The organism is Caulobacter sp. S45 (assembly GCF_903642205.1).
Taxonomy (GTDB): domain Bacteria; phylum Pseudomonadota; class Alphaproteobacteria; order Caulobacterales; family Caulobacteraceae; genus CAHJWH01.
Genome location: NZ_CAHJWH010000102.1, coordinates 1 through 11,902 on the forward strand (window position 1 = coordinate 1; position 11,902 = coordinate 11,902).

The 11,902-nt window shown below is 68.0% G+C and carries 9 protein-coding genes; 4 read left to right on the forward strand and 5 right to left on the reverse strand.

Translation table 11 applies throughout. The annotated features are described in order from the left end of the window. Positions 1-266 precede the first annotated feature (266 nt). Complete coding sequence (locus HUV06_RS10735) at positions 267-812, forward strand: GNAT family N-acetyltransferase (protein ID WP_174301266.1); 546 nt, start codon at positions 267-269, stop codon at positions 810-812. A 23-nt stretch (positions 813-835) separates the two neighbouring features. Here HUV06_RS10735 and HUV06_RS10740 read toward each other — a convergent pair whose 3' ends face one another. Continuing rightward, a complete protein-coding gene (locus HUV06_RS10740; RefSeq protein WP_174301267.1) occupies positions 836-1,330 on the reverse strand; it encodes a RidA family protein in 495 nt (164 codons plus the stop codon). A 490-nt stretch (positions 1,331-1,820) separates the two neighbouring features. Here HUV06_RS10740 and HUV06_RS10745 point away from each other — a divergent pair, with 490 nt between their 5' ends. Continuing rightward, the gene (locus HUV06_RS10745; RefSeq protein ID WP_174301268.1) at positions 1,821-4,358 is read left to right on the forward strand and encodes a TonB-dependent siderophore receptor; all 2,538 of its coding nucleotides are present in this window, start codon (positions 1,821-1,823) and stop codon (positions 4,356-4,358) included. Positions 4,359-4,361: 3 nt separating this feature from the next. Here the strand turns inward: HUV06_RS10745 and HUV06_RS10750 are convergent, their stop codons facing one another. Beyond that, the gene (locus tag HUV06_RS10750) at positions 4,362-6,230 is read right to left on the reverse strand and encodes a sulfotransferase (protein ID WP_174301269.1); all 1,869 of its coding nucleotides are present in this window, start codon (positions 6,228-6,230) and stop codon (positions 4,362-4,364) included. A 73-nt stretch (positions 6,231-6,303) separates the two neighbouring features. Then, positions 6,304-8,322, reverse strand: a complete 2,019-nt coding sequence (locus HUV06_RS10755) for a tetratricopeptide repeat-containing sulfotransferase family protein (RefSeq protein WP_174301270.1) — start codon at positions 8,320-8,322, stop codon at positions 6,304-6,306. A gap of 150 nt (positions 8,323-8,472) precedes the next feature. Between HUV06_RS10755 and HUV06_RS10760 the strand changes: the two genes are divergently transcribed. Both HUV06_RS10760 and HUV06_RS10765 read left to right on the forward strand, forming a co-directional pair. Continuing rightward, entirely contained in the window at positions 8,473-8,649 is a 177-nt protein-coding gene (locus tag HUV06_RS10760) for a hypothetical protein (RefSeq protein WP_217433787.1), read from the forward strand. Next, positions 8,646-9,197: a hypothetical protein gene (locus HUV06_RS10765; RefSeq protein WP_174301272.1), complete on the forward strand. Its 552-nt coding sequence runs from the start codon at positions 8,646-8,648 to the stop codon at positions 9,195-9,197. The genes HUV06_RS10760 and HUV06_RS10765 overlap by 4 nt, the downstream gene beginning before the upstream one ends. 343 nt (positions 9,198-9,540) lie before the next feature. Here HUV06_RS10765 and HUV06_RS10770 read toward each other — a convergent pair whose 3' ends face one another. After that, positions 9,541-10,470: a restriction endonuclease gene (locus HUV06_RS10770; protein ID WP_174301273.1), complete on the reverse strand. Its 930-nt coding sequence runs from the start codon at positions 10,468-10,470 to the stop codon at positions 9,541-9,543. Positions 10,471-10,694: 224 nt separating this feature from the next. Next, complete coding sequence (gene tuf, locus HUV06_RS10775; RefSeq protein WP_174301274.1) at positions 10,695-11,885, reverse strand: elongation factor Tu; 1,191 nt, start codon at positions 11,883-11,885, stop codon at positions 10,695-10,697. Positions 11,886-11,902: the final 17 nt, after the last annotated feature.

The following is an 11,902-nucleotide window of genomic DNA, read 5'->3' on the forward strand; positions in this document are numbered from 1 at the left end:
TAGGCGCCCGACGCGCCTGTGAAGGCCGCCAGCGCGGTGATGAAATCACGTCTCGTCGTCATTTGCTTCCTCGCCCGGTGGCATCACGTCCTAGCGGCGCCGTTCGGCGTAGGCGAAGGCGGCGACGCCGCACCCCGTCCCGTCGCGCACCTAAGCCCAAACCGGCGGCGCAAGGCGCCTGAAACGTAGTCGCACGGACACGCTTGGACACATCCGCCCACCCGGGCCTAGACAGCAGCCTTTTATCAGCCGCCGGCCAAGCCCTCATGAGCGACATCGACATCCGCCAGGCGCTGGTGGCCGACATCCCGAAGATCGAGGCCCTCATCGAGGCCTCGGTCCGTGGGCTCCAGGCCGGCGACTACGACCCGGACCAGATCGAGCGCTCGCTGCGGCTGGTGTTCGGGGTGGACCGCCAGCTGATCGCCGACGGCACCTACTACGTCATTAGCCAGGGGAGCCGCTTCGCCGCCTGCGGCGGATGGAGCTTCCGCCGCACCCTGTTCGGCGCGGACGCCATCCACAGCCGCGACGACGCGCCGCTGGAGCCCGGGCGCGAGCCGGCCAAGATCCGCGCCTTCTTCGTGGCGCCGGCCTTCGCGCGCCAGGGCCTCGGTACGCGCCTGCTCGCCGTCTGCGAGGCCGCCGCCGCCGCCCGGGGTTTCACCGCCTGCGAGCTCGGCGCCACCCTGACCGGCGAGCCGCTGTACGCCCGCCATGGCTACAGCGTCGTGGAGCGGCTCGACACGCCTCTCTCCGACGGCGTCACCCTGCCGATCGTGCGGATGGCGAAGCGCCTGGCCGGCGCTTAATCCAGCAGGTCCAACTCACGGGCTCAGGGCGCTTTCGCCGCCTGCACCTCGATCTCCACCATCGCGCCGGGGGCCGCGAGGCCCGCCACCTGCACGGTCGTGCGGGCGGGCTTGTTGGGCTGGGCCGCCGTGCCGAAGAACTGGGTGTAGCCGGCCATCATGCCGGGAAAGTCCATGTGGCCGCCCTTGGCCGGGTCGCCCGTCAGGAACACCCGCATCATCACCACGTCGCCCAGCCCCAACCCTTGCGCCTTCAGCAGCTCCTGGATGCGGCCGAGCGCGCCCACGGTCTGGGCCTCGGTGTCGCCCATGGAGGCGCCCGCCGCCGGGGCCGGTGCGGTGGTGCCGCTGATGTAGACGGTCTGCGCCCCCGCCGGCACGACCACCGCGCTGGAGATCGGGAAGCTGCCCGCAGACACCCGCACGATCGGGGCGGCCAGGGCTGGAGTGACCAGGCCTTGCACAGCCGCCAGGCTCAGCGACAGGGCGCACAGGCCGCGGGTCAGAGAAGCTCTCATGGGTGGTCTCCTGATCTTTGCGGCCGAGTACGGGCGGCCCTGCGCGCCGGGTCAATAGCCGTCGACGATCTTGTGCGGCCAGGGTCTCGCCGAGAGAGGGCGGCGGAGTCGATCTCTAGGACGCCCGAGCGTCTGCAAGCTTGGTAGGCGCCCACAAGTCATACGCGGAGAGGTCGCCATCTGACGGCAAAACAGGCGCCGTGACAGGATCGTGACCTCCGGGCGTTTTGTCACGTAGGTTCTGCGAAACGCCTCCCTCCATCTTGATGACCGAAGCACTTGGCGAAGCGAGGGGGCCGGCTTCAAGACGAGGAACGGTGCTCCGTCGGGAGAGAGCTGTAGCCGCTGGGCTGGCTTACGCGCCGGGTCGGCCGAAGAGCGCTCCAGACGGTGACCGCCGTCATAGGCCGAACAAAGGCGCAGGACTGAATTGCGCCGAAGAAGACGGGGAAGAAACGCGCGGGGCTTGTCCTAATGTTGGGGGTTATCCATGAGAAAGCTTCTCTGCGGTGTCAGTACGATAGCGTTGGTTTCGGTAGCCCAGTTGGCCCGCGCGCAGGATGCGCCTGCGTCGACGGCGCCCGGCGCGCCCGCCTCCGAGGCGAACGAGGTCATCGTCACCGGCACGCGCCAGACCGGCCTGCGCGCCGCTGACAGCGCCGCGCCGATCGAGGTCGTGAGCACCGCCGCCCTCACCCGCACGGGCGCCGCGGACCTGGCGATCTCGCTGGAGCAGAACGTCCCTTCGCTGAACATCAACACCACGGGCGGCGACATCGCCGCCCTGACGATCCAGGCGGCGCTCCGCGGCCTCAGCCCCAACGACACTCTGGTCCTGGTCAACGGCAAGCGCCGCAACTCCACGTCCGATCTGGTGATCGACACCGGCTCGCCGTTCACGGGGGCGGCCACGGTCGATCTCAGCTTCATCCCGCAACAGGCCATCGACCACGTCGAAGTCCTGACCGACGGCGCCGCGGCCCAGTACGGCACCGATGCGGTCGCCGGCGTGATCAACATCATCCTGAAGACCTCCAACCACGCCGGCGTGATCGACGGCACCGGCGGCGAGTATTACGAGGGCGACGGCGCCTCGGGCGACATCCAGCTCAACAAGGGCTTCAACATCCTCGACAAGGGGTTCTTCAACGTCACCCTCGAGCAGCGCTATCACGCCGACAGCGTGCAGGGCCTGGGCGACGGCCGGGTGCAGAATCCAGATGGTTCGCCGCTGGCGGGGCTCACCTCGCCCACGTCCAATGTCGTCAACGCGCAGAACTATCCCAAGGAAAACCAGCTGAACGGCGATCCGGAGTTCGACCTCTGGAACGGGTTCTGGAACGGCGGCTACAAGCTGACGGACGACATCGAGGTGTACACCTTTGGCAACTACAGCAGCCGGATCGCCGAGCATTACGAGAACTACCGCGTTCCGACCAAGGTCAGCGGCGTCACCTCCACCGGCGCTACGGTCTACCCGTTCCCGAACGGGTTCGATCCACAGGAGAAGATCAACGAGACCGACTACTCGGCCACCGGCGGTATCCGCGGCCAGACCGCGGGGTTCCACTGGGACCTGTCGGGGACGTACGGCGAGGACGTCAACAACATCTACGTCGTTCACTCGGCCAACGCTCAGCTGTACCCCGTCCTGCAGGCAAACTCCGCCACGGCCATCACGCCCCAGACCAGCTTCGACAACGGCAAGTTCAAGACGACGGAATCGACCTTCAACCTCGACATCACCAAGAACATCGACGTCGGCTTGGCCACCCCGCTCAATGTCGCCTTCGGCGGCGAGCAGCGCCACGACACCTTCTCGATCTTCGCCGGGGAGCCGAACTCCTACTATGGCGCGGGCGCCCAGTCCTTCGACGGCTACACGCCGCTGGACCAGGGCACGCACGGACGGACCAACTACGCCGGCTACATCGACCTGGCGGCCGACGTCATCACCCACCTGCACGTCGATGTCGCGGGCCGCTACGAGCACTACAGCGACTTCGGCTCCACCGAGGTCGGCAAGGGCACGGCGCGCTACGACTTCAATCCCATGATCGCGGTGCGGGGCACGTTCAGCACCGGCTTCCGCGCGCCGAGCCTGGCGGAGGAGTACTACTCCGGCACCAATGTCAGCCCCTATTCGGCCGACGTGGTGCTGCCGCCGAACTCCAGCGCAGCGACGGTCGCAGGCTTCAAGCCGCTGGGACCCGAGAAGTCCACCAACATCAGCGTGGGCTTCGTGGCCCACCCGCTGCCCAAGCTTCAGTTCACCGTGGACTACTACAACATCCACATCCGCCACCGCATCCTGGAGACCGGCTTCATCTACGGCACCGAGACGGTGGGCAACTCGCTGGGCTCAGAGATCGTCACCGTCTCGCCAACCGTACTGAACGCGATCGCCGCCAAGGGCGTGACGCTGGACTCCGGCCTCAGCTACACGGGCATTTCGACCTTCGCCAACGCGGCCAACACCCGGACCGAAGGCATCGAGGCGACCGCCAACTACGCCTCCGACTTCGGCGAGTTCGGCCACGTCGACTGGTCGCTGGGCTTCAACTACAACGACACCAAGATCACTGAATTAGACGACCTGCCGGCGGTCGACCAGAACGCCACCTACGGCCAAGTCTCGATCCTCACGCCCAACGCCCTGACCGCGCTCACCACCGCCACGCCGAAGGAAAAGGCGATCCTCGACGCGCTGTGGACGTGGAACAAGTTCGTCGTGAACCTGCGCGAGACCATCTACGGATCGAGCTCGCAATACTCGGCGAACAACAACGTATTGGAGACGATCGGCGCGACGCCCATCACCGACCTCGACATCGGCTACAAGTTCACGCCGCAGCTGAAGGTGAGCGTGGGGGCCAACAACCTGTTTAACCACTTCCCACCCGCAGCGCGCGGGGTCTCGGGCGGCTTCCCGAGTGCGGGGGGCGTGGTGTTCAACGTGCCGTACGCGTTCTCGCCCTTCGGCATCAACGGCGGCTACTACTACGGCCGGGTGACCTTCAGCTTCTGACCCTCACGGGCGCTGGGCCGCGCCTTCGAGCGTGTCCAGCGCCTGGGCTTCCACCGGAGCCCACACCGGCGTCACGGCGTCAATAACCTCCGCGTGCTTGCGCCACTTCTCCGCGTCCGGCGCCGAGACGGTGTGGCGGGCGATCGGCAGGCTGGCGCCGAGCCGCCGGTCCCAGCCGAGGTCCAGGGCTTTGCAGAGGCGGGAGACCTCCGCCTGCGGATCGGCGACGAAGGCCTCGTAGCGGATCGGCCGCCAGCGCTGCGGCGGCAGGGCGGCGAGGTCGTCCAGGATAACGCGCGTGGTGGCGGCCCACTGCTCGGCCACGATGCGCTCCAGCGGGGCGCCGACCAGCTGGCGCCAGCCGGGGATCAGCAGCAGGGACCAGGCGGGCCCGGTCCAGCCCGGAAGCTGCGGATAGGTCCGGAACCCGCCCGACGACCACGCCTCGATCATGCTGGCCAGGGTCGCCCGCGCATCGCGGTGCAGATAGACGAAGCGCGCCTCGGGGAAGGCTGCGGCCAGGAAGGGTATCCGCAGAGCGTTCTTCGGCGTCTTCTCCAGCATGCGCACGGGCCCTTCGCCCGGCCTGCCGCCGCTACGGTCGCGGAGCGCCGCGCGGAACCGCTCCCGCAGCTGCGCCACCGTGTCCGGATCGGCGTCGGCGGCGGTGAGCCGGTTCGACTCCCAGCCGTGCGCCGCCGGCGCGATCTTCGCGATCGCCTCCATCAGGCCGTGGGACTCGCCGCCGATCGTGTACAGGCCGGGCGCCGCCGACACGGTCTCGAACAGCAGGGTCGATCCCGACCGCGGCGGGCTGACGATGAAGACCGGCCGGCGGAACAGGGGGTCGGAGCGTCCGGAGACGATCGCGGGCGCAGCCGAGCGTGCGGGCTCCGACGGCGCGCCGCGGTCATCCCCGTCCATGATCGCGCCGGCGTCGCTGAGCGCGCCGTTGAAGATCAAGGCCTGCAGGCAGCGGCCGAGTGGCATCCGGTTGTTCAGCCCGACCGCCTCCACGCCCTGGCCCTCCAGCTTACGCCAGGTGCGGTCCAGAAGCTCCGCATAGCCGGCCCGGGCGTCCTCGTGGTCGCCGCTTTGCGCCCAGAGCGCGTGCCAGTTCACCCGCAGCCGGTTCAGGATGGGCGCGATCGCCGCCATCTGCGGCTGGCCCGGGGCGACCTCGCTCAGCAGGAAGCCCAGGTGGTCGCGAAGCTCCCAGGGCGTCATCACCGTCGGGGTGTTGCAGCGCTCGTAGGCCAGTTCGGGCGGTGGCCCGGTCCGGGCCGGCGATGGCTTCGGCGACCAGCCCGCGCGGGCCTCCCGCGGCGAGCGGCCGCCCTCGATCAGGTCGAGCAGGCCGTCGCCGCCGACGGTGTCGGCGACCAGGTGGATACGGGCGCGGGTGGCGTCGTTGTGGACGCTGTGCAGGCTCCAGGTGTCGAAGATCCAGCCCTCGCCCGCCGCCATGTTCACCTGCTGCCCGCCGCAGAGGAAGCGGACCGTCGGCTGGGTGACGATGGGCACGTGCACGCGCATGTGGTCGCGCCAGTAGTAGTCGGTGTCGACGTGGGCGGTGACCTCCGCGTCGCCGGACAGCCGCATCAGGCGCGAGCGCCCCCAGGTGGCGCCCAGATCGCCCAGCACCTGCATCAGGTAGGGGCAGGCGAGCAGGTGGGGCGTCGGCGCCATGGCCCCTGCCCGCGCGTCGCTCGACGGGTCGCCGTCGGTGGTGATCAGCGGCAGGGCGTGGTTGCCGGGGAAGGCCTTGGGATGCGGCCGCCAGGCGCTCTCGGGAATGACCGCAATCTCCTCGGCAAGGCGGTCGGCGTCGAACAGGATCGGGAGTTGCAGGAACCGGACCCTGAGCTTCATCGATGCCTCCCAAAAGCCGCTTGCCGCCCGTTTCCACGATCCTGCGGGTGATGGCGTCGGACGACCAGCCTTGTCAAAGCGGTCTCGGCGCGATCCTGGGCTCCCGCCAGGTCTCAAGCGTCGACCCGAGCGCGCCCTTCAGCGGGCCGAGCCAGGGCTCGTAGTGTCGCCACTGGTCCAACCCGCCACGGAAGATCGGGCGGCGGACCTGCTCGGAGCTGACCGTCTTCACCGCCCGCTCGGTCTCGTAGAAGCGCAGGCATGCCGGATCGAACTCCAGGCCGCAGGCGGCGAGCAGGCGGCGAACCTGCGCCTCGGTGTCCTCCACCAGGTCCTCATAGATCACCCGGCAAACCCGACCGGGCAGGACCACGTCGAAGTGGGCCATCAACTCGACATAGTCGCGGTAGTAGCGCCCCAGCTCGTCCAGGTCGTAGGAGAAGGACTGCCCTTGGGCGAAGTGCTGCTTGAACACCGAGAACCCGGCGCCGAGGGGATGCCGGCGCATGTCGATGATCCGGGCCTGCGGCAGGATCAGGTGGATCATCCCGATGTGCAGGAAGTTGTTCGGCATCTTGTCGATGAAGCGGGGACGTCCAAGCTTCCGGTGGATCCGCGTCGCCTGCAGATACCGGGCGCCCAGCTCGCCTAGGCGCGCTGTGGAGACCGTTGGGAGGGCGTCGAGCGGTTCAGTCGCGCCGCCTGCGACCTCTCCCAGGCTGCGGGCGATCAGCCCGATGTCGGGAAGCTCCATCGTGCCTTCCACCTGCGGATGGCTGGCCAGGATTTGCTCCACCAGGGTAGAGCCGGACCTTGGCAGCCCCACCACGAAGATCGGGTCGTCCGCCGCGTCGCCTGCGGCCGCCCGCGCGGCGAAGAAGGCCGGGGTGAACAGGGCGCGGGCCTTGTCCAGATCCGCGGTGGTCTTCTCCGCCGAGTAGCGGACCTGCCGGCGCTGCAGCTTTGCCCCCGCCGCGTAGTGCTCGAACGATCCGGCATACTCGCGCCGGTCCTCAAGCGCCTTGCCGAGCGCATAGTGCAGGTGAAGGCGATCCGCCTTCGGCAGGTCGGGGCGGCCGAGCTGCCCGCCGATCGCGGCCACCTCCTGGTCCGAGAAAGAGGCGAGCTTGAGGTTGGCCAGGCTCCAGTAGGCGTCGCCCAGCCCCGGGGCCAGGGCGATGCAGCGCCTGTAGGCCTCCACCGCCTCCTCGAACCGTCCCACCGTGCGCAGCGCATGACCGTGGTTCAGCCATATCCTCGGCTGGTCGGGGAAGTCGGCCAGCAGGCCGCGATAGAGCCGGTCCACCTCGTCCAGATCGCCTACCAGGCTGAGACAGGCGGCGAAAAGGTTGCGATAGGCAGGATCGGCCGGATCGCGGGCCAGCAGTCGTTCCAGGTGCGGCAGGGCCTCGGCCGCCTTCTGCTGCTGAAACAGTATGCCGGCCAGGGTGAAGCGGGCGCCGTCGAACGCCGGATCGAGCGACAGGGCGTGACCCAGCACGACCTCGGCGTCGGCGGCCCGGCTCAGCAGCCCTAGCGTCTCGCCCATCAACTGCAGGGCGGCCAAGTCCTGCGGCGCTTCGGCCAGGTGGGCGCGCAGCAGGGCCTCCGCACGTTCCGGAGCCTCGGCGGCCAGGGCGTCGCAGGCCTCCTTCAGCCGTGGGAGCTGCAGCGTGGCGCGGCGGTGCTCGGCGAAAGCCGCCTCCGATCCCTGCACGTCGCCCGCCTTGAACAGCGCGTCGCCAACCGCGCGCCAGGCCTCGAGGAAGTCGCGGTTCAACGAGACGGCATGGCGCAGCGCCGCCACGCCGCCCGCCCGCTCGCCTGATCCGAGCCGCGCCAGACCCAGCTCGTAATGGGTGCGCGCTGCACCGGCATGGGCCCTGGCCAGCGGCTCCAGCAGGACGAGCGCACCGGCATGGTCGCCCCGCCTGCGTCTGGCCGACGCCAGGATCAGCAGGGCGCGCGGATCGTGCGGCGCACCCCTGAGGATCGTCAGGGCGCGCTGTTCCGCCAGCGCCGGCGACGTGGCCAGCAGGCGGGCCGCGTCTTCGATGGCGGCGGCGCTCGATCCCGCCCGCCCCTGCGCCATTGCGCCCACCCTCGCAGCTCGCCCTCGTCCCGCCCTTCCAAGCGGGAAACCGGAGGCCCGTCAACGTGCGCCCCCGCGACGACGGCGTCGCGACAGGGTTACGCGACGATTGACAGCCGCCCGGGAGCCAAGAACAAAGGCCCACGGACCGTGGGGACGGTGATGCAGGGGTTCAGGCGTGGCGCGGCCGCGCTGGCCGCGGGCGCCCTCGTGCTGGGCGGGCGCATCCGCAGCATCGGCTACAATAGCAGGAATCCGAGCTACGACAGCGATCTGATGGCCGTCCATCCCTCTGTGGTGCTGCACAAGGCGGCGTGCGCCCGATGACCGTCGTGCGCGGACGCAGGTTGGCGCTGGCGGCGACGGCGGCGCTCGCCCTGACCACGGCCGCCGGCGCGCTGAAGGCTGAGCCCGATCCGACCGCTGGCATGGTGCGGCTGCAAGGCGCCTACGCCAACGCCGAATACGGCTTCCGCTTTAGCACACCGTCCGGGACGACGGTCCTGCGCGCGCGAGCGCCCGCACCCAACCACGGCGGCCTGGTCCTGCTCGGGCCAGGACGACGCATCGAGGTCTCCGCCGCCTTTGACGCCCCCGGCTACGGCTCTACCGCAGCCCTGCTGGCCGCCCGGCTCCCGGCCACGACCGCGACGCCCGTCCGCCCGCGCCCCGCACGCCTAGGCGGCCGCGCCGCGGAAGCGGCCACCTACCGAAAGGGGGCGGAGGTCCACCTGCTGGTGGTGCGCCACGAAGGCGACCCCGACACAGGCATCAACTACACCGCCGAACTCACCTCCACGTTCGCCGCGGCGCCGACGGACCGCGCCGCCTTCGCCCGCCTCCTCGCCACCTTCCGCTTCACGCCGCGCGAGTAGCTTCTCCTCCCTTGCGGCACGCGGGGGAGGTGGCGCGGCGGCGATAGCCGCCCTGACGGAGGGGACGTCGCCGCCGCTGCGGGTTGAGGCAAGCCGTCCACCGTCGCCCGCCCCCTCCACCCCACGTCGTGGGGTCTCCCTTTCCCGCTTGCGCAGGGGAGGAGAAGCAATTCGCTCTTGCTTGGGCCAGCCCGGTGTTCGACGCGCCGCAGGCAGTCGGACTCCTGCGAGACGCCCGGCGTGCCCTGCGCCCACCGCGCGGCCATCGCGCGCAGGGCGGTCAAGGGCGAACAGCGAAGGGTCGTCGGCGGACGCGCCCGAGCACGATGGCCTTGTCTCAAAACTACTCCTCGGCGAAGAAGTCTTCGTCCACTCGCTTCACAGCAATGGTGCGGCTTACACGAACTCCTACCCCATGTTCGACTAGCAGTTCGGCCAGCCGCTCCCCGTCAATCAAAATCACCCGTTGCGGAATATGGCGTACGTACTCGGTCGCATGTCCGCTGAAAGTCGATGTCGTTACAAATACACCTTTAGTCGCGCCAAGCCCAACAAGGCTGCCGACGAAACCCTGAACCTCGGGACGGCCGACGGACACGTGTGGAGCATACCGCTTCGCCTGTACATAGATGCGATCCAGTCCCAGACGGTCCTCGTCGATCACGCCGTCGACCCCTCCGTCACCACTCTTGCCGAGGTTCAACGCGGCACGATCATGAGTGCCGCCGTACCCCATGGCGACCAGAAGCTCGACAATTAGCTGTTCGAAAAAGGCGGGGCTCTGACCTAGCACGCGTTGCAGTAGGTCGGCCTTTAACGCTGCGTGAATGGCAGAGTAGGCCACGTCGATCTGTTCTTCCGGTGTCGCTTCGGACGCCACCAGGACACTTGCCTCCGGCTCTTCCTTGCTATTGATCGGAGCGTGTCGCTCATACTGAGCATAGTATTGGTCAAAAGACGGAAAGGTCTTTAATACGCCTAGATTAATGATGCTGGGGTTTCTAGCGAGTAGAGCACGACCTGTTTTGCTGGCAACGAAACGTCCGCGGCTTGGGCTGTCGATCAGGCCCGCTTTGCCCATATAGAACTTGGCCCAGTGAATGCGATTGTGAAGAAGGCGCTGTCGCCCACTTGGCAACATCTCCTCGCACTCCGCCTCCGACAAACCAAGCTCTTTAGCGATCCTATTTGCGGCATCGGGCACGCGAGTTTCACCGTCGGCGGCGGCGCGAAGAACCGGAAGCATGAGCGTTTGGTAATCTGGGATCGCCAACTCGTTTCCTTTGGCAGCAATTCTGGCAAGTCCGCAGTGGTGTCCGCAGTGGTGTCCGAAGTGGTGTCCGCAGTTTTCACTGCGTCGATCGCCAACTTCAACCCGTAGCAGTCGTATCCATGCTCGACAGAGATTAGCTGTGGACAACGAAAAAAGCCGCCGCCGGATCACTCCGACGGCGGCTCATAATCCAGACGCCAGCAGCCGAAGCCGCAGCGCTTACCCTACTCCAGGATCTTCGCCACGACGCCCGCGCCGACGGTGCGGCCGCCTTCGCGGATGGCGAAGCGGAGCTTTTCTTCCATGGCGATGGGGGTGATCAGCTGGACTTCGAGTTCGGCGTTGTCGCCCGGCATGACCATCTCCACGCCTTCCTTCAGCTTCACGATCCCGGTCACGTCGGTGGTCCGAAAGTAGAACTGGGGACGGTAGTTGGTGAAGAAGGGGGTGTGGCGCCCGCCCTCCTCCTTGGTCAGGATGTAGGCTTCGGCCATGAACTTGGTGTGCGGGGTGATGGAGCCCGGCTTGCACAGCACCTGGCCGCGCTCGACGTCTTCACGCTTGGTGCCGCGCAGCAGGATGCCGACGTTGTCGCCCGCCTCGCCCTGGTCGAGCAGCTTGCGGAACATCTCGACACCCGTGCAGGTGGTCTTCTGGACGGGGCGGATGCCGACGATCTCGACCTCCTCGCCGACCTTGACGATGCCGCGCTCGATCCGGCCGGTGACCACCGTGCCACGGCCGGAGATGGAGAACACGTCCTCCACCGGCATCAGGAACGGCTTGTCCTTGGGGCGCTCCGGCTGGGGGATGTAGTCGTCCACCGTCTTCATCAAAGCGATGACGGCGTTCTCGCCGATCTCGGGGGTCTTGCCCTCGACCGCGGCCAGGGCCGAACCCTTGGTGATCGGGATGTCGTCGCCGGGGAAGTCGTAGCTCGACAGCAGCTCGCGCACTTCCATCTCCACCAGCTCCAGCAGCTCCTCGTCGTCGACCATGTCGACCTTGTTGAGGAACACCACGAGCGCCGGCACGCCGACCTGGCGGGCGAGCAGGATGTGCTCGCGGGTCTGGGGCATGGGGCCGTCGGCGGCGGAGCAGACCAGGATCGCACCGTCCATCTGGGCGGCGCCGGTGATCATGTTCTTCACATAGTCGGCGTGGCCGGGGCAGTCGACGTGGGCGTAGTGGCGGTTGGCCGTCTCGTATTCCACGTGGGCGGTGTTGATGGTGATGCCGCGCGCCTTTTCTTCCGGCGCCGCGTCGATCTCGTCGTACTTCTTGGCGACCGCACCGCCGGACTTGGCCAGCGTCATGGTGATCGCCGCCGTCAGCGTGGTCTTGCCGTGGTCGACGTGACCAATGGTGCCGATATTGCAATGCGGCTTGTTACGTTGAAACTTTTCCTTGGCCATTTCTCTAGCTCCAGCCC

Coding starts and splice junctions, on each gene's coding strand:
- HUV06_RS10735 (WP_174301266.1), top strand. CDS start 267: ATGAGCGACATCGACATCCGCCAGGCGCTGGTGGCCGACATCCCGAAG.
- HUV06_RS10740 (WP_174301267.1), bottom strand. CDS start 1,330: ATGAGAGCTTCTCTGACCCGCGGCCTGTGCGCCCTGTCGCTGAGCCTG.
- HUV06_RS10745 (WP_174301268.1), top strand. CDS start 1,821: ATGAGAAAGCTTCTCTGCGGTGTCAGTACGATAGCGTTGGTTTCGGTA.
- HUV06_RS10750 (WP_174301269.1), bottom strand. CDS start 6,230: ATGAAGCTCAGGGTCCGGTTCCTGCAACTCCCGATCCTGTTCGACGCC.
- HUV06_RS10755 (WP_174301270.1), bottom strand. CDS start 8,322: ATGGCGCAGGGGCGGGCGGGATCGAGCGCCGCCGCCATCGAAGACGCG.
- HUV06_RS10765 (WP_174301272.1), top strand. CDS start 8,646: ATGACCGTCGTGCGCGGACGCAGGTTGGCGCTGGCGGCGACGGCGGCG.
- tuf (WP_174301274.1), bottom strand. CDS start 11,885: ATGGCCAAGGAAAAGTTTCAACGTAACAAGCCGCATTGCAATATCGGC.